Below are 22,263 nucleotides of genomic sequence, written 5' to 3'. Positions count from 1 at the left end.
GTTCTGCTTCTTCACGCTCGGCTTGTTCTTTGGCCAGCTGCGCCTGACGTTCTGCTTCTTCACGCTCGGCTTGTTCTTTCGCCAGCTGCGCCTGACGCTCTACCTCTTCACGCTCGGCTTGCTCTTTGGCCAGCTGTGCCTGACGTAGTGCCTCTTCACGTTCAGCTTGTTCTTTGGCCAGCTGCGCCTGACGTTCTGCCTCTTCACGCTCGGCTTGTTCTTTGGCTTGCTGCGCTAGTTGTTCGGCCTGTTGCTGCTCTTGTTGTGCTTGGCGTTCAGCTTCTTGCTCTGCTTTATCTGACTTACCAAAACCTAACCAAGATAAAAACTTATTTTTCTTTCCCATATTCACTTCTGACCGTGTTATTAAATTGCATAAACCCAAAGCAAAGTTGCGCTGATATTGATACACTACTCATCGTTTCCGGACTCATCAGTTGCTCTAAGGCAGCAAGACCGGCATAACCATTGTTTTGGGCTCGAGAGATTGCCAGCAGTGGCAACCTAAATATGTATGATAAAATTGCCAGCAAGTGTACCACGATCCTCGAAGATGAAAAATCCTGAAGCAATAAACCACAGCTATTAATACAGTAACGTTAACATGAGAAGAACAAAGCCGAAGCAACATAGCAAAGCAACAGGGTTTATTCGCATAATCAGCGGTCAATACCGCGGTCGTAAGCTACCTGTGCATGATATCGAAGGACTCAGACCCACCACCGATAGAGTAAAAGAAACCCTGTTCAATTGGTTGATGATGGATGTCCGCGATGCCAAGGTGATGGACTGCTTTGCTGGTGCCGGAAGCTTGGGATTTGAGGCGCTATCACGGTTTGCTGCTGAGGCCACTTTTATTGAGCTTGACCGCTGCGCCGCCCAGCAACTGCAAAACAATAGTGAATTATTGCAGTTAACTAATGCCAACATTATCAACGCTGATGCATTAACCGAGCTTGGCCAGAATCGTTCTGCGCAACAGTTTGATTTAGTGTTTCTCGATCCACCATTTAGAAAAAACCTCCTCGCACCTTGTTGCGAGCTGCTAGAAAGCCAGGCTTGGCTTAGCGAACAGGCCCTTATTTATGTTGAATTTGAGCGCGAGGCTCATCCCCAGTTCCCAGCTAACTGGTCGATTGTAAAAGAAAAACAAGCAGGCCAAGTGACATGCCGGTTATACCGCAGAACATAACCAAGGTTATGCCCGAGTTGCGGATGTGACAGGCGCTCGGGTTTTAGCTATAATTTAGACTTTACATGCGCTATTGCTTCGGATTACAATACCGCACCATTTTTGAACCAATTGGCTATTTTGTAGCCAAATTAGAGCTTAGCTCATTAATTAGGTAGGTGAATTTTTAATGCCAGTTATTAAAGTAAGAGAAAACGAACCGTTTGACGTTGCACTACGTCGTTTCAAACGTTCATGTGAAAAAGCAGGTATCCTTTCAGAAGTTCGTCGTCGCGAGCACTATGAAAAACCAACTGCAGAGCGTAAGCGTAAAAAAGCGGCTGCAGTAAAGCGCCACATGAAGAAGCTTTCTCGCGAAAACGCACGTCGCGTTAAATTATACTAATCAGTGACGGTCTTGCTGCAATGAGCTTATTAGTTACGCTGAAAGATGCACAAAAAGAAGCGATGAAAGCCAAAGACAAAACTCGTCTTGGTGCTGTTCGTGCGGTACTTGCTGAAATTAAACAGCGAGAAATCGACAATCAAGTAACACTCGATGATGCCGGTATTACCGCCGTCTTGGTGAAGCTGGTTAAACAACGTCGCGACTCTTATAACCAGTATACTGAAGCTGGTCGTGAAGATTTAGCTGAAATTGAAGCTAACGAAATCAGCGTACTAGAAACCTTTCTTCCACAACCTTTAAGTGACGAAGAAGTGGTTGAGCTTATTGATGCTGTGATTGCACAAACCGGTGCATCTGGCATGCAAGACATGGGTAAAGTCATGGGCGCCATCAAGGCTAAAGCCGAGGGTCGCGCTGACATGGGCAAATTGTCTGGCTTAATTAAGCAAAGACTAACTGCCTAACCCACATACTGAAGTATGATAGATTTAGCAAACCGAGCCCAGTGCTCGGTTTCTTCGTTTTTGGGCCAGCTTCGCTGTTATCCAACTCACCTTTGCTATCTGCGACATTTTATCTGGCAAATAATGAGAAGTTGATTTTTTATTTCTGTTACTTGGTATAATGTCGAACAATTAGCGTCGACAACGGAACATACATGAAAGGTAAAATCCCTAGACAATTTATTGATGACTTACTGGCAAGAGCAGACATTGTCGAGTTAATCGATAGCCGTGTAGGATTAAAAAAAGCAGGAAAAGACTACCAAGCCTGCTGTCCTTTTCACAATGAAAAAACGCCTTCCTTTACTGTTTCACGAGAAAAGCAGTTTTATCACTGCTTTGGCTGTGGCGCCAACGGTAACGCCATTACTTTTATGATGGAGTACGAAAAACTCGAATTTGTCGATGCCATTGAAGAGCTTGCCGCCCTAATGAACCTTGAAGTTCCCAGAGAAAATGCACCTCAAGGGCCACAGCGTTCATTCGAAGAAAAAAAATCTGACTACGATTTGATGTTACAGGCGGCCAAGTTCTATCAGCACCAACTAAAACACCATAGCAATGCAGCCGCCGTCATCGACTACGTTAAAGGTCGTGGGCTAAGTGGTGAAACAGTACAAAAATTTATGATTGGCTACGCACCGCCAGAATGGGAGTCGTTATGCCAACAAGTGGCTCGCAAGCCAGAGCACAAACAACAACTGCTGGATTTAAAGTTAGCATCAGAGAAAACCCCTGGTCGTCAATTTGACTTTTTTCGCGATCGTTTAATGTTCCCAATTCGAGATAAGCGCGGTCGCGTGGTGGCGTTTGGCGGACGTATTATGGGTGATGAACAAGGGCCAAAGTACCTCAACTCACCGGAAACCCGTATTTTTCATAAAAGCTTTGAGCTTTATGGTTTTTATGAAGCAAAACAAGCCCATAAAAACCTCGAAAAAGTATTAATCGTCGAGGGCTATATGGATGTTGTGGCATTGGCTGAACAAGGCATTGATTATGCCGTTGCTGCGCTAGGCACAGCCACCACGGCTGAACATATGCAAACCTTGTTTCGCAATACCGATCGTGTGATCTGCTGTTATGATGGCGACCGCGCAGGTCGAGATGCCGCGTGGCGAGCATTAGAGCACGCGTTACCCAACTTAAAAGACGGTAAGTCACTGCAGTTTGTCTTTCTCCCCGACGGCGAAGATCCCGACTCCTTAGTGCAACAAGAAGGCAAAGCGGCATTTGAAGCCCGCTACGAGGATGCCACCGATTACACTCAAGTCATTTTTAATAAGCTCCGTGAACAGTGCGACTTAACCAACGATGCCGGCAAAGCCAAGTTATTAAGTGATGCGATCCCACTGATTAATAAAATTCCCAGTGACTATTATCAAGAAACCCTGCTGGAGACCCTAGCACGGTTAATCGGTCGTACTCGTGAACAACTGAGTGCTAAGCTGGCAAGCAATAAACACCAACACAAAATTGAACGGCAATTTAAAGTGACCCCCATGCGCCGCGCAATTGGCCTACTGTTACAGCACCCTCAGCTAGGTAGGCAAGTGGAATATATGCCAGAGCTGGCTGAAATGGCCATCCCAGGAATTGAGTTGTTGTTAAAATTGCAATCACTGTGTATACAAAATCAACAGCTCACGACAGCACAGTTACTGGAGTACTTTCGTGAACAAAGCGAATTCAGTGCCTTGCAAAAGTTAGCGGTATGGCAACATGGGGTCAGTGAAGAGCGGCTGGAAGCAGAATTTAAAGATACTTTTCAATTTATTGAAGATCAGTGTTTAAATTACCGTCATGAGACCTTATCTATTAAGGACAAAACCGAAGGACTAAACAAAGAGGAACGGCTTGAGCTGGCCTTGTTAACACAAGCGCTAAAACGCTAGAAGCCCTAGTCAATCAAGATTTTCGGTGCTATACTGTTCTATTCACTGCGTCATCAAAATTTTAGCTGTGTTTTAGCTGGCGCCTGTTGTATCAACTTTTCAGAGTGGAAGCAAATTTCTCTATGGATCAAACTCCTCAGTCACAACTCAAACTTCTGATTCAGAAAGGTAAAGAGCAAGGTTACTTAACTTTTGCAGAAGTTAACGATCACCTTCCACAAGACATCATTGACTCAGATCAAGTAGAAGACATCATTAGCATGATCAACGATATGGGTATTCAGGTCTCTGAAAATGCGCCTGATGCTGACGAGTTGATGATGCAAGAAACCACAACAGATGAGGACGCTGCCGAGGCAGCCGCTGCGGCTCTAGCTACAGTAGAAAAAGAAATTGGCCGCACTACCGACCCAGTTCGCATGTACATGCGTGAAATGGGTACTGTTGAGCTTCTGACGCGTGAAGGTGAGATCCAAATCGCAAAACGCATTGAAGAAGGGATCAACCAAGTACAAATTTCTGTTGCTGAGTACCCAGAAGCGATCACTTACCTACTTGAGCAGTGGGATAAATTTGAAGCCGAAGAAATGCGCCTAAGCGACATTGTTTCTGGTTTCTTTGATCCTAATGCCGTGGAAGATGGTGATGCTCCTATCTCGGCAACTCACATTGGCTCTGAGCTAAGTGACGAAGATTTAGAAGACGAAGATGACGACGTCGATGACGATGACGACGAAGAAGAAGGCGATTCAGGCCCAGATCCTGAAGAGGCCCGTGAACACTTCGAGCGCCTGCGTTCTTTGTATAACAATGCCCGTGAAATCTTTGCTAGCAAAGGCCGTTCACACCCAGATGCGCAAGCCGCGATTAAAGAAATCGGTGATCACTTCCGTACCTTCAAACTAGTACCGAAGCAGTTCGATCGCATGGTCAATAACATGCGTGACATGATGGACAAAGTGCGTGTACAAGAGCGCATCATCATGAAACAAGCGGTTCAAGTAGCGAAGCTACCAAAGAAACTGTTTGTTAAGCATTTTGCTAATAACGAAACCGATACTGCTTGGATCGATGCTGAAATCGCATCAGGTGAGAAACACTCAGCAAAACTAGCTGAAGTGAAGCCTGAAATTGAGCGTTGCATTAATAAATTGAAAGCGTTTGAAGAAGGCACAGGCCTGAGTATCGAGCGCATTAAAGATATCAACCGTCGTATGAGCATTGGTGAAGCGAAAGCTCGCCGCGCGAAAAAAGAGATGGTTGAAGCCAACTTACGTCTGGTTATTTCCATTGCGAAAAAATACACCAACCGTGGCTTACAGTTCTTGGACTTGATCCAAGAAGGTAACATCGGTCTGATGAAAGCGGTAGATAAGTTCGAATATCGTCGTGGTTATAAGTTTTCAACGTATGCTACTTGGTGGATCCGTCAGGCAATTACTCGCTCGATTGCTGACCAAGCAAGAACCATCCGTATCCCAGTACACATGATAGAGACGATTAACAAACTCAATCGTATCTCTCGTCAAATGCTACAGGAAATGGGTCGTGAGCCTAGCCCAGAAGAGCTAGCAGAGCGCATGGTGATGCCAGAAGACAAAATCCGTAAGGTGCTGAAAATCGCCAAAGAGCCAATTTCCATGGAAACGCCCATTGGTGATGATGAAGATTCACATCTTGGTGACTTCATTGAAGATACCACAATCGATTCACCAATTGACTCTGCCACCATGGAGAGCCTACGTGGTGCCACCAACGAGGTGTTAGCAGGACTAACAGCACGTGAGGCCAAAGTACTACGGATGCGTTTTGGTATCGACATGAACACCGACCACACGCTTGAAGAGGTAGGTAAGCAGTTTGACGTTACCCGTGAGCGTATTCGTCAGATTGAAGCCAAAGCGCTGCGTAAGCTACGCCACCCATCACGCTCAGATCTGTTAAAAAGCTTTTTAGATGTTAAAGGCTAACAGATAGCAGAATAAGACTAGGCCGCTATGTAGCGGCCTTTTTTATAGTTAATAATAACCGCAACACAAAGGTAAACACTCATGGCCTGGATCCAAATCCGAATTGATGCTGATAAAGCCGATGCCGATGCCCTTAGCGACCTACTGATGGACGTTGGCTGTCCTTCAGTCACGTTTATGGATAGCCAAAATAACCCGGTATACGAACCTAAGCCCGGCGAAGTCATTTTATGGCCAGAGACCACAGTTATTGGTTTATTTGATGCCAGTCACGATATGCAAGCCGTGGTTGACTATCTACAAGCTCTGCATGATAAACCACTAAAATACAAGTTAGAGCAGCTCGAGGACAAAGACTGGGAACGCGAGTGGATGGATAACTTCCACCCCATCAAGTTCGGTGAGCGTTTATGGATCTGCCCGAGCTGGCGCGATATTCCCGACCCTGACGCCGTTAACGTGTTGTTGGACCCAGGTCTTGCGTTTGGCACCGGCACACACGCCACCACGGCACTGTGCTTACAGTGGTTAGAACAGCAAGACCTCAGTGGTAAAACCGTGGTCGACTTTGGCTGTGGCTCCGGCATTTTAGGTATTGCTGCCATTAAGCTGGGCGCCGAGCGCGTGATCGGTATTGATATTGACCCTCAAGCATTACTTGCTAGCCGAGACAATGCTGAGCGCAATGGCGTGGCCGAGCAACTGGAAGTGTACTTACCAGAAAACCAGCCGCAGTTTACCGCCGACATCGTTGTCGCCAATATTCTTGCCCAGCCACTACGTGAGCTCCACCAAGTGATCTTAGGCTTCTTAGGTGAACACGGTAAGATTGCCATGTCAGGGATCCTAGCAGAGCAAGCACAAAGCGTTGCTGATGTGTATGCCCCTTTCCTGAATTTGGATGAGGTGGCTCAAGAAGGCGAATGGACTCGGGTGAGCGGAGTGAAAAAGTAACGCAATCACGGCTCAAAATTGCAAACTCACACAACCGCAATAAGTTAGTAGTTTATAACTGGTAAAGCCTGTATTTAACAGGCTTTACGCATTTTTTACAGGCCATTTTTTGCAGACAGAAAGTCCGCAAAAAGTCAACTTTGCACATTTTTCGAGCAAATAATCATTACTCTCAGGTTGTTATCAAAAGTCAACCCATCAAGCTCAAAAAAAAAGCAATTATGTTCAATTTATAACCTTTGATTTTTGCAAAAAAAACCGTAAACTTAGCGCCCCTTGAAGAAAGGCGGATTAAACTGAAGTGCGAATTGGTCCATACCAACTTGAAAACAATCTTATCGTAGCGCCCATGGCTGGGATCACCGACAGACCGTTTCGGCAGTTATGTCGTCGGCTTGGTGCCGGGCTGGCGGTTTCGGAAATGTTGTCTTCAAATCCAAAAGTGTGGAAAACCGATAAGTCGCAAAATCGCATGGATCACAGTGGTGAGTCGGGCATACGTTCGGTGCAAATAGCTGGCGCTGATCCAGAGCTGATGGCGCAAGCGGCTCAGTTTAATGTAGCAAATGGCGCGCAGATCATAGATATCAATATGGGCTGTCCCGCTAAGAAAGTGAACAAAAAACTCGCAGGCTCTGCATTATTACAGTATCCCGAGTTAGTAGAAGAGATTGTCACAGCAGTCGTGAATGCTGTTGATGTACCAGTTTCTTTGAAAATTCGTACTGGCTGGGATACCGATAACCGTAATGGGGTTGAGATTGCGAAAATTGCTGAACGTCGAGGTATTGCCTCGCTTGCCGTACATGGCCGCACGCGCAAATGCATGTACAAAGGTGAAGCGGAGTACGCCACGATAAGAGAGATAAAACGTTCAGTATCTATCCCTGTGGTTGCCAATGGTGATATCACGTCGCCAGAGAAAGCCAAGCAGGTTTTGGATTATACGGGCGCAGATGCCATCATGATTGGTCGAGCCGCCCAAGGTCGTCCTTGGATTTTCCGAGAGATAGACCACTATTTGCGCACCGGAGAGCACTTGCCTACACCTGAGATAGCAGAGGTAAAGGCAATAATGATGGAGCACTTAGTGAACCTTCATCAATTCTACGGTGAGCCAATGGGAGCGCGTATCGCACGCAAACATGTGTCTTGGTATTTGCAAGCCCATGACCACGAAGGTCAATTTAGGCGAGTATTCAATGCCTTGGAAACGCCACAAGCGCAGGTCCAAGCATTAGAAGACTATTTTGAAACATTGGGGTAAGTAACACCACTTTCCCCTACAGGCTAACTAAGAAAGAGACATAACGATGTTCGAACAAAATGTGACTTCTCCATTTATTACTAACGCTCATGTTCAGTCACAAGAGAAACCGCAACCTTTGCGCGATGCAGTAAAAAAAGCTGTGCACCACTACCTGAAGCAGCTTAATGGTCAAGACGTACAAGACGTTTATGAGTTAGTTCTTTCTGAGCTTGAAGCACCTTTATTAGAAGAGGTGATGACTTACACTCGTGGTAACCAAACGCGCGCGGCGATCCTACTGGGTATTAACCGTGGCACACTTCGCAAAAAGTTGAAAAAATACGGCATGAACTAATCGCCGCTTTCAATGCAAAAATAAAAAAGCACCGGTTGGTGCTTTTTTATTGGAAATAATTCAGTAGGCTGCGGACATTTATCCTTTCTTTATCACATTTTTCTCACCTTTATCACGGCAATATGCATCGTCTTCTGCGCCAGAATGCGTTAAAATAGCGTCTTTCTAAGCTAGCCCTTAACTAATCATTGAGGAAACCTGAACCATCATGGATATACATCGTCCAATTCGTCGCGCCCTATTAAGCGTGTCAGACAAAACCGGTATCGTTGAATTCGCCTCAGCCCTTGCAGCCCAAGGCGTTGAAATTTTATCAACTGGCGGTACCTGTAAACTCCTTGCAGACAACGGCATTAAGGTAACAGAAGTTTCTGATTACACTGGCCACCCAGAGATCATGGATGGTCGCGTAAAGACACTTCACCCGAAAGTTCACGGCGGTATTCTAGGACGTCGCGGCCAAGACGAAGACGTGATGACTGAAAATAATATTTCAGCGATCGACATGGTAGTAGTCAACTTATACCCCTTCGCACAAACGGTTGCGAAAGCTGACTGCTCACTGGAAGACGCTATCGAAAATATTGATATTGGTGGCCCAACTATGGTACGCGCCGCAGCCAAAAACCACAAAGACGTTACCATTGTGGTTAATGCCAAAGACTATGGCCGCGTAATCAATGAGATGAAAGCTAACCAGGGCTCAACCACTTATAAAACGCGCTTTGACCTTGCTATTGCCGCCTATGAGCATACCGCACAGTACGATGGCATGATTGCCAACTACTTCGGCAAGATGGTGCCAGATCACACCGAAGAAGCTGCCGAGGAAACCAAGTTCCCACGCACCATCAATATGCAATTTACCAAAAAGCAAGATATGCGCTACGGTGAAAACTCACACCAAGACGCCGCTTTCTATGTTGAAAACGACATTGAAGAGGCCTCAGTTGCCACCGCGAAGCAGCTACAAGGTAAAGCGTTATCTTACAATAATATCGCCGACACTGACGCCGCGCTTGAATGCGTGAAAGAATTTGAGCAACCGGCGTGTGTTATTGTGAAACACGCTAACCCGTGTGGTGTTGCAGTAGATGACAACATTCTTGCCGCCTACGACCGTGCCTTTAAAACCGACCCAACTTCAGCGTTTGGCGGTATTATTGCCTTTAACCGTGAGCTAGACGGCGATACCGCAGAAGCCATTGTTGCGCGCCAGTTTGTTGAAGTAATTATTGCCCCAAGCATTTCTGAAGAAGCGGCACAAATCGTGGCAGCGAAGAAGAACGTGCGCCTACTAGAGTGCGGCCAGTGGTCAACCAAAACCACCGGCACTGACATCAAACGTGTCAATGGCGGTATCTTAGTGCAAGACCGTGACCAAGGCATGGTGGGGTTAGATGACCTCAAAGTGGTTTCTAAACGCCAGCCTACTGAACAAGAGTTAAAAGATCTGTTGTTCTGCTGGAAGGTCGCTAAATTTGTTAAATCCAATGCCATTGTCTATGCCCGTGATGGCATGACCATTGGTGTGGGTGCAGGTCAAATGAGTCGCGTTTACTCGGCTAAAATCGCTGGTATTAAAGCGGCTGATGAAAACTTAGAAGTGCCGGGGTCGGTAATGGCTTCAGATGCCTTCTTCCCATTCCGCGATGGCATCGATGCCGCGGCAGAGGCCGGCATTACGGCGGTTATTCAGCCTGGTGGCTCAATGCGAGATGAGGAAGTCATTGCCGCCGCTGATGAAGCGGGCATGGCCATGGTCTTTACTGGCATGCGCCACTTCCGCCACTAAACATTAAAGCGCGAAACTCACCGTTTCGCGCTTTTTGTTTTCACTAATTTCCAGTACTCTGGTGATAGCATAATCATAACAGAATGAAGGAAACTAATGATGAACCTAGGTATTAAGTCTCTTATCGCTGCAGCGGTTTTTACTACCCTAGTAGGATGCCAAGCAACGCAATCAGATACATCAGCACAGCTACCAAGCGCTATTGTTAAAGCAGTCGATAACGATAACCGTAGCGACAACTATCGCGCCCGCGACCAATATCGTAATCCAGCCGAGACACTGGCCTTTTTTGCTGTTGAGCCAAGCATGACAGTGGTTGAAATCGCCCCTGGCGGCGGTTGGTATAGTGAAATCCTAGCACCATTAGTAAAAGGCCAAGGCACCTACTATGCCGCCCACTTCCCTGCGGACTCTGAGGTTGGTTATTATCAGCGCTCGCTGAAAGGCTATAAAGAAAAGGTCGCCACTAACCCTGATTTCAGTGAAGTGAAGATCACTGAGTTTGCACCGGTAACCCACTCCGACATTGCCCCAGCTGGCAGTGCCGATATGGTGTTGACGTTCCGCAACGTTCATAACTGGTATATGGGCAAAGGCGATGAAGGCGTTTTAAGCGCGTTTCAAGCGTTTAATAAAGCCCTCAAGCCAGGTGGTATTTTAGGTGTGGTTGAACACCGCTTGCCAGAGCATCGTAAACTGGCTGATCAAAAATCATCAGGCTACATGAAACAAAGTTATGTGATTGATATTGCCAAGCAAGCTGGATTTGAATTAGTAGAAAGCAGCGACATTAACGCCAACCCCCTAGATAGCGCCAACCACCCTAAAGGGGTATGGACACTTCCTCCTCGTCTAGCACTAGGAGAAGAAAAAGCGGCGCAATATAAGGCGATTGGGGAAAGCGACCGCATGACCTTAAAATTCAAAAAGCTTTAATAGGAAAACTTCGCCATGAATGTACTTGTCATTGGCAGCGGCGGGCGTGAGCACGCGCTTGCGTTCAAAGCCGCACAAAACCCCGCTGTGAAAACAGTGTTTGTTGCACCAGGTAATGCTGGTACAGCCCTAGAACCTAAGTTAGAAAATGTCTCAATTGCCGTTGAAGACATTGATGCATTAATTGATTTTGCTCAGCAAAAGCAAGTAGAGCTTACTATTGTAGGACCTGAAGCCCCATTAGTACTGGGTGTGGTCGACCGCTTCCGTGAAGCGGGTCTGGCCATTTTTGGTCCTACCCAAGCGGCAGCGCAGTTAGAAGGTTCGAAATCTTTCACCAAAGATTTTTTAGCTCGCCACCATATTCCTACGGCGGCTTATCAAACCTTTGAAGAAATCGAGCCAGCCATTGCCTATGTCAAAGCACAAGGTGCTCCCATTGTCGTTAAAGCCGACGGCTTAGCCGCTGGTAAGGGCGTTATTGTGGCAATGACGGAAGCCGATGCGGAAGCCGCTATCCGCGATATGCTGGCTGGTAATGCCTTTGGTGAAGCTGGCAGCCGCGTGGTAGTTGAAGAATTTTTAGAAGGTGAAGAAGCCTCGTTTATCGTTATGGTTGACGGTAAAAATATTCTGCCATTTGCCACCAGCCAAGACCACAAACGCGCTTATGACGGCGATGAAGGGCCAAATACAGGTGGCATGGGTGCATACTCTCCTGCCCCAGTAGTGACCCCTGAGGTTCACGATCGCATTATGGCAGAGGTGATCAACCCAACCGTAGCGGGTATGGCTGCTGAAGGTCATCCATACACTGGCTTTTTATACGCAGGCTTAATGATCACCGCTGACGGTACACCCAAGGTGATCGAATACAACTGTCGTTTTGGCGATCCTGAAACTCAGCCTATCATGCTGCGTTTGCAGTCTGATTTAGTCGAGCTAATTGAAGCGGCAAACCGTGAAGAGTTGGACAAAACCACCATCGACTTCGACCCTCGCGCTGCAGTAGGCGTCGTGTTGGCGGCTAAAGGCTATCCTGGTAGCTACCCCAAAGGCGATGTTATCTCAGGTTTACAAGTCAACTACCCTGAAGGCGAAAAAGTATTCCACGCGGGTACCAAAACCGATGCCGAGAACGTGGTTACTGCCGGTGGCCGTGTACTATGTGCAACGGCACTTGGACACACCGTGACTGAAGCGCAAAAACGCGCCTACTCTTTGGTGAAAGACATTCACTGGGATGGCGTAGAATACCGCACGGATATCGCTCACCGTGCGATTGTTCGGGAAAGCTAAGCAACTGCGCTAGCCGCCAAACTAACATCAGGCCAGCAACTATGCTGGCCTTTTTAGATCTGCTATGCTACGACTTTTGATATCAAGCCGCTTAATTAAAAGCTCTATTTGAGGTAAGAAAACTCGGTCGGTAACTAGGCGAAACTTTTACTATTTAGTTGTTCTGAATAAGAAATTTTTAACGCAGTTAACGTCGAATTGGCTCTTTCAAGTTGATCAAATATTAATGCGGGTTGCTATGAGCATCACTAGGGGCACAGATGCAAGTTCAAGGCACACTTAAAAAGCTCAGATCCGAGCTGGTTGAACCGGTTCAATACCAACTCCCAGTTGGCGAGGATTTGGTTCCACTGAATGACTACTTTGGTAAGCACATTACCTTAACCTTTAGCGGCAACATTTTTTGCAGTAATTGCGGTAAAAAAACCAAGAAAAGCTACTCTCAGGGCCATTGCTTTGTCTGCATGAGAAAGCTGGCAAGCTGCGACATGTGCATTATGAAACCTGAGACTTGTCACTTTGATCAAGGTACTTGCCGCGAGCCTGAGTGGGGAGAGGTAAATTGCATGATCCCCCACTATGTTTACCTTGGCAATACCTCCGGACTGAAAGTGGGGATCACCCGTCACTCGCAAGTTCCGACGCGTTGGATTGACCAAGGAGCGACACAAGCACTGCCGATTTTTAAAGTACAAACCCGTCACCAATCTGGTTTAGTTGAAGTGGCACTGGCCGAGTTTATTGCCGATAAAACCAACTGGCGCAACATGCTAAAAGGCATAAACCCAGAAATAGACTTAAAAGCCAAAGCCGCCGAGTTAATCCCACACATTCAGGGCAAACTCGACGAGCTGGCAGAGCTATTTGGCGCCACCGCCATTGAGGTATTAGATGAGGAAGTGGTGGATCTTACCTTCCCAGTGACTGAGCACCCCAGCAAAATTACCTCGTTTAACTTTGATAAAGATCCTGTCGTCAGCGGCGTGTTACAAGGTATTAAGGGCCAATATCTAATTTTTGATAATGGCGTCATTAATATTCGTAAGTTTACCTCCTACGAAATCACTTTCTCTGACTCGTAAAACTCGCTCCATGCGTCTTCTGCCAACGGCTTGCAGAAGACATACCCTTGAATACTATGACAGCCGAGCTTGCGCAGGTAACGCTTCTGCACCGCCTTTTCGACCCCTTCAGCGACCACATGCAATTTTAATGCTTTAGCCATAGCAATGATGGCACTGACAATCTCACTGTTGCCGTACTCATCGGGAATTTTAGCAATAAAACTGGCGTCTATTTTTAAGGTATCAATGGGCAGTTTAGTTAAGTAACTCAGCGCCGAGTAACCGGTGCCAAAATCGTCTAAGGCTAAACGAATACCCAGCTCTTTTAATTTCTTCAGGGTGTATTTCGCTTCATGCAAGTTACTAATAAAACTACTCTCGGTGAGTTCCAGCTCCAAGTATTTGCCTTCCACCTGGTGTTTATTCAAAGCCTCGAGAATGCAACCATAAAGGTCGCCTTGGCTAACATGAGAAGCGGAAATATTAATGGCGATACGCTCAATATCGATGCCATCTCGTTGCCACTGCGCCAAGTGCTGGCAGGCTTTATTAATCACCCATTGATCCAGTTGAATGATAAGCCCAAGCTCCTCAGCCAAAGGAATAAATTGCCCTGGTGAAATCATACCAAGATTGGGATCCTGCCACCGCAGTAAACACTCAACGCTGGCAATTCGACTACTGCTAAGGCACTGAAGAGGTTGAAAGTGCAGTTCAAATTCGTCGTTCTCTAGCGCTTTTTGGAAGCGACTTAACATCGATAAGCGCTCAAACGAACGAGCGTTCATTGACGCTTCAAACAGCTGAAACGAGTTGCGCCCCACTTCTTTGGAGCGATACATGGCAACATCGGCGTGTTTTAACAAGGTTTCAGAGTCGTGACCGTCATCGGGGTAAATTGCCGCGCCCATGGAGGCGGTGGCAGCCACCTGCATATCTCCTAATTGGAATGGCGCCGAGAGCGCCATCAAAACCGAGTCGGCAAAGTCTGTGACCTCTGACATGCCATTGACTTCGGTGAGCAACACCACGAACTCATCGCCACCCAGCCGCGCTAGGGTATCGCCCTCATTTAAGATCCCTTTAATTCGCTCGCTGACTTGCACTAATAGCTCATCACCAGCACTGTGGCCGAGCGAATCATTGACCTCTTTAAAGCGGTCGAGATCGATGAACATAACGCTAAGTTGCTGCTGGTAACGGTGAGCAGACGCCAACGCCATAGATAGCCGGTCGTAAAATAAACGCCGGTTCGGTAAGCCAGTTAATTCATCAAAGTAAGCTAGCCGCGCAATCTTCTCTTCGGCATTTTTACGCTCGGTAATGTCACTGAAAATCGCCGCATACAATACTTCTTCGCTAGAGGGCTCTCTGATCTCAATGATGGTCAGCCACTCAACATACACTTCGCCACTTTTTCTGCGGTTACAGATCTCCCCTTGCCACACGCCATTACTTTTCAGCGCCTGCCACATTTGTTCATAATACGCTTCATCATGCAATCCCGAGCTTAACATACTGGGGTTTTTGCCAATCACCTCGTAGTCTTTGTAGCCCGTTAAAGCCGTAAATGCCGGGTTGATCTGCATAATCTCACCATTGCTTTTGGTGATCATAATGCCGTCTAAGGAAGCGTCGATGATACGATTCGCAAGGTACAGGTTCTTTTGCGATTTTTGCAATGCAATATCACGCTGTACCAAGACCTTTTCCAGTTCACTGCAGTAGGCCGTCTCTATTTCGGTCAGCACGTTTTTCAGTGCCAGCAAGCCGATGACTTGCTCTGTATCAGGGCACTTAACCACTAAATGCCGGATAGAATTAACCGTCATTAAACGGTAAGCGTCAAATAAGCTGTCTTTGGGGGTGGTAGCAAGCATGGGGTAACTGGCTAATTGCCAGCATGGCTGACGCCAATCGGGATTAAGAATAATATAGGCAATATCGCGCTGGGTGATGATCCCGTATTCGTCTAACGCCTTATTGTAGATCAGCACCGCAGTGAGCTTATGCTCACGCATGGTGGCAATGACCACAGAAACGCACTCTTCGCTGTCAAGGATCATAACATTGGCATCATAGTGCTGTTCAATAGGGCGAAAGTGTAAATAGTGGTCAAGGCCTTGGCTGCGGACAATATCAGACAGGGAAACCACACCACATGGTTTACCTTGGTCATCGACTACCAGCAAATGACGGATCCCAAGCTGATGGAATTTTACCGTGGCTTCACTGAGGGTTTTATCGATGGCGATGCGCTGAACCGGTGTGGTCATCACAGTTCTGATGGCGCGTTGGGTAAAGTTTTTGTCGTTAAAGTCTAGCTTAACACAATCCGACTCCGTCCAGATCCCAACGATGTTGTCATCTTGAGTAATAAAGATAGAGCTCACTCGGTTAGCACGCATTTTTGCCACCGCATCGTATAAGCTGGTTTGTTCATCACAACACAACAGCTCATTGGTAAACACTTCTTTTATCTGTAACTGGCGCGAATCACCAACCATAAGCACACTCTCGCAATATTATTGAGCTTTGCAGTATACTTACAGCTCCCAATATGGAGTTTGACTGAGAACAAATTATGGCCAAAAAACCCTACCCACGACTGCTGGTATTAGACCAAAGTATTGAGTTTATTGACTCTGAAGAAACGTTTAACGATAGCCTACATGGCCTTGATGAAGCGACTAAGCGTGATACCTTTTATATCTTAGAAGACGGTCAATGTTTTGATTTGGCAGGGAATAAGGTCACCACCCTGGGAATGGCGGAGTTGACGGCCTTAGTGCAGCAACAACTCATTGCCGAAGGCCAGTGCTGTGTCAGTAAACTGCAGCTACAAGATGTCTCTCAAGCGTTTAGCCTGCTGTCTGAATGGGCATAAACTAGCTGTCTTCCACCAGTGCTTTCAGGTGCATCACGGCACTGCGACCCAGAGACGATAAATCATAGCCGCCTTCAAGGTAAGAAATAATCCCCAAACAACCGTGCTGCTTAGCAAACGCCACGACTTGCTCGGTAAACCAGTGGTAGTCTTGCTCGACAAACTGCAAACCACCCATTTCGTCTTCTAAGTGGCCATCAAAGCCGGCACTGATAAAAATCAATTGCGGTGCAAAGGCTTCAAGCTTGGGTAGCCACTGTTGTAAAAATAACGCTTTTAGATCGTCACCACCGGCGCCTGCCGGCAAAGGGGAGTTGATCAACGATTGGTGATTTTCGATGGCGGTATTAGGGTAAAAGGGGTATTGGAACAGTGAACAAAATAACACACTGTGATCTTGGTTAAAGATATCTTGGGTACCATTTCCATGGTGCACGTCAAAGTCTAAAATAGCGATCCGCTCTACCCCTTTGCTTTTGGCGTAGGCTGTGGCAATCGCGACATTATTAAAAACACAAAACCCAGATGAGGTGCTTTGATTAGCATGGTGGCCAGGTGGGCGAACAGCACAAAATGCCGCTTCTAACTCTCCGGCCAGTATTTCATCCACCGCCAGCAATCCAGCCCCTACTGCACGCTCAATGGCTTTAAATGAATCGGGGCAAAGCCAAGTATCACCATCAAGCTCAGCCAGTCCCTGCTCAGGAACTTTATTCATCACTTCGGCTATCATCGCTTGGTCGTGCACCAAAGCATAGTGCTCAGGTTCTGCTTTCGGCGCACTTTTGTGCTCCAGAGCAATATCCAACCCCGAAGCCAACAGACGATCGGAAATAGCGTCTAGCCGTGCCGGACACTCAGGGTGATCGGCAATCATCTTATGTTTTCTACAATTCGGGTGGGTAATAATGGCAGTGCGCATGATGAGCTTGGTCCTTTGACTTTGCAGTCCTATAAAACTGATTACCTGCGCTAACTATAGCAAAGCCCGTACAGACGGGCTTTGCTACTTTGGTCGCGTTAATGATTGACGTCTTTGGCATGGAGCGCCAAATCATGAAAATCAAAACTAAAATCGCTGATCTTAGGGTTCACAAACTCCATCTCGGCAGTACTCACTTGCTGCGACTTATCAACAGTAAAGTTGATGTAGGCATCTGCTTCGAGTAAAGGCTCATCCCAGCGCACCACAAAGGTATTGCCACTGTGATGCTGCAAAGTGCCCTTGAGCTGTTTGGTATGAGTGAAATCAATGCGTAAATCACCATCCAATAACTCAATAACCACATCACCGTACCAGTCGCTGGTTAATGTGCCGGTGTAGTGCTGTAGTGGTAAGGCCGGTTGCGGCTCGTCAACCTCAATAACGCCGGCTTGAGCATACAGCTCCTCGCGCTTGGCAAAATAGTCATCGGCGATCAGGGTGACCCAATCTTTCTCTTCCAGTCCAAGGGCGTCTTCAAACACCTCATTAACGATAGCCGATAACGCTGGGTATTTTTGCTGATTCGACAATATCACCACGCCTAGCTTTTTCTCAGGGATCATCGCCACTTGTGACACCATGCCCAAAATGCCGCCGCCATGGCCTACTTTCTTATAGCCAAAATAGTCTTCAATTCCCCAGCCTAAGCCATAGCCTTTAAATTGTTGTTGGTACGTTGCTGCCGCTTTATTCGAGGGTAAGCGCATAATGTGCGGATGCCACATTTGCCGTTGCTGCTTGTCACTGAATAGCACCTCTCCAGATGGCATGACTCCTTGATTTAACTGAGTTTGTAACCACTTAGTCATATCATCAACATTGGAGGCAATGGCACCTGCGCCACGAAAATCTTCGAGATAGTTTACAAAAAACGGCGTCAGCTCGCCGTCCATTGGAATATGCCCAGTCGCCCAGTTGGTATTGCTGCTGGGAATACGTGAAAAACCAGCCTTGGAGTCATCCATGTCTAAGGGCACAAACATTTCTTGCTCAACAAAATCACGCCAATCTTTGCCACTGACTCGGCTTACCACCTCCCCAGCCATAACAAACATTAAGTTGTTGTAGGCGTATTGACTGCGAAAGCTTGAGCTGGGTTTTAACTTAGCAATGCCAGCAATTAATTCAGCCATAGTCTTATCGGTATCAGGCCAAATCATTAAATCACCGGCTCCAAGCCCCAACCCACTGCGATGACTCAATAAATCGCGAATGGTCATTTCTCGCGTTGCATAGGCATCATAGAGGGTAAATTCAGGGATGTGTTGAATGACTTTATCATCCCAATTGAGTTTGCCTTGGTCCACTAGCATTGCCAGTGCCGCCGCGGTAAATGCTTTGGTGTTTGAAGCAATACCGAATAAGGTGTCGGCATTCACCGCCGTGGGGTTGGCTAAGTGGGTAACACCATACCCTTTGGTCATAACAACCTTGCCGTTTTCCACGATACCAATCGCTAGGCCTGGAATATCAAAGCGCTCCATAGCCTGTTTGACAGCCTTATCGACATCTTGTTGAACCACCGCGGCATTGGCCACCGTAGTTAAAGCACTAACAACCAGCAGCCCAGATGACAGTAGCCATTTTTTTATTTTCATTGTTTATCCTTGAGTAAGCTTAAGATGATATGGCACTGCCCCACTGCGGCAACTTGCCATGGTCATTAAAAGTTGTAAATTGCCAGCTCTTTCTCGCGCCTTGTGGTATCAGGGTCTATATCGTGTTGCTGATCCGCAATCGCGTTAATATAGTCACTCGGCAGTTGGTGCTCTCTGGCTCCCGCCAAGACATGCTGCACATACCAGTCATATGGCAGCTGCTGCTCAATAAACGTATTGGCAATATAGCACCATGCCTCGACATGGCCGTGACCAAGATGCTCAACCGCCAAATTGCGACAATGATAGCGACTGCCCTCAATTTCATCGAGACGGCGTTTTTCAGCATGATTTAGCGCATACAGCACGCCATACACTTCACTGCTAGGATGGCAAGTAGTAATACTGCACTTAGCTGAGCCATCGGTGCTGAGCATATCAAAGGTTAAGCGGTAACCGCTCAGTTTGCCGACCCCCAACAGCTGCGCCTGCGGTAGACGCGCTAACAACCTTGCGGTTGACATATTCGAGCCAAAACTAAAGTTAATTATATTTCTATCCGTCATTACACCACCAATCTTACTGCAAGCAGCAACAATATCACACCAATGCCGCGGTCAAACCAATGCCCTGCACGATGAAAAAACGCTCTCACCTGCTGCTTAGATAATATTAAAGACAAAAATGAAAACCACAGCCAAGTCGCCAGCGCCATATAAAGGCCATAAAACAGCTGCACCCCAGTGGGTGTACTGGGTTCAATCACTAGGGTAAAAAGTGAAAGGAAAAACAGCGTTGCTTTTGGGTTTAGGGCATTAACCAAAAAGCCACGTTTAAACGCCAGCCAATGTGACTCAATAGCCGCAGCTTTAGCCATGTTTGCTTGTTGCGGCTGCGGTTTCGCAGTGCGTAACGCTTGCACACCTAGGTAAGCTAAATACGCTGCCGCTAAATACTGTACACTGGTGAATAACAACGGCGACTGTGATAACAACAACGCCACACCTAAGAGGCAGTAGCTCACATGCACAAGTATGCCAACGCCAACTCCAGCACTGGTCCACAGCGCGTTGGCTCGACCTTGCTGGACACTTTGCTTTAGCACAATAGCAAAGTCAGGGCCTGGGCTGGCGACGGCAAAAAAATGCGCCAGAGCGATTAAAATAAACTCATCCAGGTAAGCGAGCATGGGCGTGCTCCTGTAAGGCTAACAAGTCACCGCGTTCTGAGTTGTTAATCAGGCTGCGAATTTGTTTCGTGGCTTTTTTAAACTGTCCGACTAAATGCGACTTTAAATGCTTGTGACCGTGCTTCTTCCCTTTGAAGTAACACACCAAGGCATGCACAAAAACACTTTGCTGTTCGGTCAAAGCCGCTTGCCGATTAGCATAAGGGTTATAACATGAGCCACAACCACCACGGAAATGGTACACCGTATTCGATACCATAACACCAAAACCAAAAAAGCTTGCCAAGACATCACACGCAGCATCGATTTGTGCTTCGCCCCCCGGTGGCAACACGCCACGCTGATAAATGAGTACTCTGGCAAGGGCACCAGCAAAGCTGGCCACTAAGTCCTGGGGTTGATTAATCTGATTAGGATTAAACGACACCTTTACGGCGTCCGCAGGCCCTGCAACTTGAGCGTTTTCACCTCTTAATGGCGTCCCCAGCTGCAATTTTGGCATGGCCCCAGCCGCACTCATTTGCGCCGGACTGACCACCTGTATGGGCCAATTTTGCAACCCTGCATAGCTTTTAACCCGGGCAAACACTACGCTTGCCATTTCTTCAATGCTAGAAACCGGCTCAGGAAAACACTCTACTGTGGGTGTAATGATCTTGCTTTGGCTAAGAAAATACTCACCATCAAAGTGTTCAAACGCCCACACAAAGGTATCAATAAGCCACTGGGTTTCCTCTTCACTTAACAAAGGCGAAGATTTAAATAGAGATAACATAGCTAATAATTCAGTCTTTTCTGGAATAACCCCTGATAAATAGCATAAACTCTGATCTCAATGCAAAACCTCGGGAGTAGAACATGCCCCACTTTGTGCTCGAACATTCAGATAACTTACCTATTGAAACCGCAGCATTGGTTTCTCAAGTACAACAATTTGCTTGTGCTTATGGCCTGTTTGACCCAGCCTCAGTAAAAACTCGCGCCATGGCATTTAGTGACTTTCAATTAGGAAATGGCAAGCAAGGTTTTATTCATTTGCAAATTCATTTAATGGCGGGCAGAACCACGGCGCAAAAACAAGATTTGGCAGAGGCTGCACTTAAGTTGTTACAGGCTAAGGTCCCTGAACAATTTGCGTTATCGGTGCATTGCTACGATTTATTACCCGAGATATACCGCAAAAACTAATTTTTTATTCGAGTTAATTGATTATGAAGTTTCCATGTAGATTGGAGAAATTTTTGAGCCATGTTGCTGAGTTACCGCGCAGCAAAGTAAAAGCAATTATTAAAAAAGGGCGGGTTACCGTCAACGACGAAACCGTCAAAAAAGGCGACATTCAAGTGCGTGCTGAAGACCGTATAACACTGGACGGCGAACGGCTAGAGTACCTTGGTTTACGCTATTTCATGCTCAATAAGCCAGCCGGTTATGTGTGCGCCAATAAGGACGATTTACACCCAACCGTGTTTGATTTGTTGGACGAGCCGAACTTAAAAGATTTTCATGTCGCAGGTCGCTTAGATATAGACACCACAGGATTAGTACTTATTACTAACGATGGCGAGTGGTCGCATCAAATCACCGCCCCTAAAAAACAAAAATTTAAAACCTATGTGTTAGAAAGCCGTGATGAGCTGACGCCTGAGGCACTGCTTGATTTACAACAAGGAGTTGAGCTTCACGGCGAAAAGCACCCCACTTTGCCGGCAAAGGTTGAGCAACTTGATAAGTATGCATTGCGCTTGTCTATCTGCGAAGGAAAGTATCACCAAGTGAAGCGAATGTTGGCTGCAGTTGGCAATCAAGTTGTTGAACTTCATAGAGAAAGCATAGCCGACATTGAGCTAGATCCAGACCTTGTGGCGGGCGAATATCGGCCATTAACCGATGCCGAAGTTGCGGCCATCAACGGCAACTAAGCCACTCTGCGGCTCTAATATAGGGCCTTCATGAGTAAATATCATCACAAAACTGGGGCTTAGAAGCCCCGCGCTACTTACA

General features: G+C 46.8%; 21 protein-coding genes and 1 pseudogene. 15 read left to right on the top strand and 7 right to left on the bottom strand.

The window, feature by feature from the left end; all coding sequences use genetic code 11:
* Window positions 1-346 (bottom strand): annotated as a pseudogene (locus tag ACNKW2_RS01820) (signal recognition particle-docking protein FtsY); the annotation flags it as partial.
* Between the two features lie 258 nt (window positions 347-604).
* On the opposite strand from ACNKW2_RS01820, the gene rsmD reads away from it, so the two are divergent.
* The 12 genes from rsmD (at window position 605) to ACNKW2_RS01760 (ending at window position 13,618) form a co-directional block, all read left to right on the top strand.
* Window positions 605-1,192 (top strand): 16S rRNA (guanine(966)-N(2))-methyltransferase RsmD, encoded by a 588-nt coding sequence (gene rsmD, locus ACNKW2_RS01815; protein WP_419147020.1) that lies wholly within the window; start codon window positions 605-607, stop codon window positions 1,190-1,192.
* A gap of 169 nt (window positions 1,193-1,361) precedes the next feature.
* Entirely contained in the window at window positions 1,362-1,577 is a 216-nt protein-coding gene (gene rpsU, locus ACNKW2_RS01810) for a 30S ribosomal protein S21 (protein ID WP_010362466.1), read from the top strand.
* A gap of 20 nt (window positions 1,578-1,597) precedes the next feature.
* Window positions 1,598-2,044, top strand: a complete 447-nt coding sequence (locus ACNKW2_RS01805) for a GatB/YqeY domain-containing protein (RefSeq protein WP_336568723.1) — start codon at window positions 1,598-1,600, stop codon at window positions 2,042-2,044.
* A gap of 194 nt (window positions 2,045-2,238) precedes the next feature.
* Entirely contained in the window at window positions 2,239-3,978 is a 1,740-nt protein-coding gene (gene dnaG, locus ACNKW2_RS01800) for a DNA primase (RefSeq protein WP_419147019.1), read from the top strand.
* 122 nt (window positions 3,979-4,100) lie between these two features.
* Window positions 4,101-5,948 carry an RNA polymerase sigma factor RpoD gene (rpoD, locus tag ACNKW2_RS01795; protein WP_419147018.1) on the top strand — a complete coding sequence of 616 codons (1,848 nt, stop codon included), beginning with the start codon at window positions 4,101-4,103 and terminating at the stop codon, window positions 5,946-5,948.
* Window positions 5,949-6,029: 81 nt separating this feature from the next.
* On the top strand, window positions 6,030-6,902 hold the full coding sequence (prmA, locus tag ACNKW2_RS01790; RefSeq protein WP_419147017.1) for a 50S ribosomal protein L11 methyltransferase: 873 nt from the start codon (window positions 6,030-6,032) through the stop codon (window positions 6,900-6,902).
* A gap of 301 nt (window positions 6,903-7,203) precedes the next feature.
* Entirely contained in the window at window positions 7,204-8,169 is a 966-nt protein-coding gene (gene dusB, locus ACNKW2_RS01785) for a tRNA dihydrouridine synthase DusB (protein WP_419147016.1), read from the top strand.
* 46 nt (window positions 8,170-8,215) lie between these two features.
* The gene (gene fis, locus ACNKW2_RS01780; protein WP_010374122.1) at window positions 8,216-8,506 is read left to right on the top strand and encodes a DNA-binding transcriptional regulator Fis; all 291 of its coding nucleotides are present in this window, start codon (window positions 8,216-8,218) and stop codon (window positions 8,504-8,506) included.
* A 208-nt stretch (window positions 8,507-8,714) separates the two neighbouring features.
* Entirely contained in the window at window positions 8,715-10,301 is a 1,587-nt protein-coding gene (gene purH / locus ACNKW2_RS01775) for a bifunctional phosphoribosylaminoimidazolecarboxamide formyltransferase/IMP cyclohydrolase (RefSeq protein WP_336568700.1), read from the top strand.
* A 99-nt stretch (window positions 10,302-10,400) separates the two neighbouring features.
* A complete protein-coding gene (locus ACNKW2_RS01770) occupies window positions 10,401-11,237 on the top strand; it encodes a class I SAM-dependent methyltransferase (RefSeq protein WP_419147069.1) in 837 nt (278 codons plus the stop codon).
* Between the two features lie 15 nt (window positions 11,238-11,252).
* Complete coding sequence (gene purD / locus ACNKW2_RS01765; RefSeq protein WP_419147015.1) at window positions 11,253-12,536, top strand: phosphoribosylamine--glycine ligase; 1,284 nt, start codon at window positions 11,253-11,255, stop codon at window positions 12,534-12,536.
* A gap of 260 nt (window positions 12,537-12,796) precedes the next feature.
* Complete coding sequence (locus ACNKW2_RS01760) at window positions 12,797-13,618, top strand: DUF2797 domain-containing protein (RefSeq protein ID WP_419147014.1); 822 nt, start codon at window positions 12,797-12,799, stop codon at window positions 13,616-13,618.
* Here ACNKW2_RS01760 and ACNKW2_RS01755 read toward each other — a convergent pair.
* Window positions 13,591-16,107 (bottom strand): EAL domain-containing protein, encoded by a 2,517-nt coding sequence (locus ACNKW2_RS01755; RefSeq protein WP_419147013.1) that lies wholly within the window; start codon window positions 16,105-16,107, stop codon window positions 13,591-13,593. The genes ACNKW2_RS01760 and ACNKW2_RS01755 overlap by 28 nt on opposite strands.
* 77 nt (window positions 16,108-16,184) lie before the next feature.
* Between ACNKW2_RS01755 and ACNKW2_RS01750 the strand changes: the two genes are divergently transcribed.
* Complete coding sequence (locus ACNKW2_RS01750) at window positions 16,185-16,487, top strand: DUF4144 family protein (RefSeq protein WP_419147012.1); 303 nt, start codon at window positions 16,185-16,187, stop codon at window positions 16,485-16,487.
* A 1-nt stretch (window position 16,488) separates the two neighbouring features.
* On the opposite strand, the gene ACNKW2_RS01745 is transcribed toward ACNKW2_RS01750, so the two are convergent.
* The 5 genes from ACNKW2_RS01745 to ACNKW2_RS01725 form a co-directional block, all read right to left on the bottom strand.
* Window positions 16,489-17,409, bottom strand: a complete 921-nt coding sequence (locus ACNKW2_RS01745; protein WP_419147011.1) for a histone deacetylase family protein — start codon at window positions 17,407-17,409, stop codon at window positions 16,489-16,491.
* Between the two features lie 98 nt (window positions 17,410-17,507).
* On the bottom strand, window positions 17,508-19,070 hold the full coding sequence (locus tag ACNKW2_RS01740; RefSeq protein WP_419147010.1) for a serine hydrolase: 1,563 nt from the start codon (window positions 19,068-19,070) through the stop codon (window positions 17,508-17,510).
* Between the two features lie 65 nt (window positions 19,071-19,135).
* Window positions 19,136-19,636 (bottom strand): gamma-glutamylcyclotransferase family protein, encoded by a 501-nt coding sequence (locus tag ACNKW2_RS01735; protein WP_419147009.1) that lies wholly within the window; start codon window positions 19,634-19,636, stop codon window positions 19,136-19,138.
* Entirely contained in the window at window positions 19,636-20,259 is a 624-nt protein-coding gene (locus ACNKW2_RS01730; protein WP_419147008.1) for a LysE family transporter, read from the bottom strand. Before ACNKW2_RS01730 ends, ACNKW2_RS01735 begins: the two co-directional genes overlap by 1 nt.
* On the bottom strand, window positions 20,240-21,034 hold the full coding sequence (locus tag ACNKW2_RS01725) for a hypothetical protein (protein ID WP_419147007.1): 795 nt from the start codon (window positions 21,032-21,034) through the stop codon (window positions 20,240-20,242). Before ACNKW2_RS01725 ends, ACNKW2_RS01730 begins: the two co-directional genes overlap by 20 nt.
* 83 nt (window positions 21,035-21,117) lie before the next feature.
* Here ACNKW2_RS01725 and ACNKW2_RS01720 point away from each other — a divergent pair, with 83 nt between their 5' ends.
* Window positions 21,118-21,447, top strand: coding sequence for a 5-carboxymethyl-2-hydroxymuconate Delta-isomerase (locus ACNKW2_RS01720; protein WP_419147006.1), 330 nt, complete (start codon window positions 21,118-21,120; stop codon window positions 21,445-21,447).
* Between the two features lie 23 nt (window positions 21,448-21,470).
* Window positions 21,471-22,181: a pseudouridine synthase gene (locus ACNKW2_RS01715; protein ID WP_419147005.1), complete on the top strand. Its 711-nt coding sequence runs from the start codon at window positions 21,471-21,473 to the stop codon at window positions 22,179-22,181.
* Window positions 22,182-22,263 lie beyond the last annotated feature (82 nt).

The sequence above is a fragment of the Pseudoalteromonas 'SMAR' genome (assembly GCF_048515945.1).
GTDB lineage: Bacteria > Pseudomonadota > Gammaproteobacteria > Enterobacterales > Alteromonadaceae > Pseudoalteromonas.
The sequence above is the reverse complement of the archived record's forward strand: the minus strand, read 5'-3'. Positions and strand labels throughout refer to the sequence as shown.